Origin of the sequence: Arthrobacter sp. SIMBA_036 (assembly GCF_046535135.1) — a bacterium.
Classification (GTDB): domain Bacteria; phylum Actinomycetota; class Actinomycetes; order Actinomycetales; family Micrococcaceae; genus Arthrobacter.
This window is the reverse complement of sequence record NZ_JAWRXG010000341.1, coordinates 1-252: the sequence shown is the minus strand read 5'-3', so window position 1 is coordinate 252 and position 252 is coordinate 1. Positions and strand designations below refer to the sequence as shown.

The window sequence follows — 252 nt, the reverse complement described above, 5'->3', positions numbered from 1 at the left end:
CGTGTGGTCTTCACCTCGTCGCTGGCCGTCTTCGGTTCACCCTTCCCGAAGGTCATTCCCGATGATTTCCACCAGACGCCGCTGACGAGCTACGGCGCGCAGAAGGCGATGAGCGAGCTGCTGCTGTCCGATTACAGCCGCCGCAGTTTCCTCGACGGTATCGGTATCCGGCTGCCGACCATCTGCATCCGCCCGGGCAAGCCCAACAAGGCAGCCTCGGGCTTCTTCTCCGGTATCCTGCGCGAACCGCTC

1 protein-coding gene is annotated in these 252 nt (G+C 63.5%); it reads left to right on the top strand.

Going from position 1 to position 252, the window contains the following annotated elements; translation table 11 throughout:
• On the top strand, nucleotides 1–252 hold a 252-nt coding region (locus tag SB659_RS20120), incomplete at both ends, for an NAD-dependent epimerase/dehydratase family protein (RefSeq protein ID WP_410551703.1).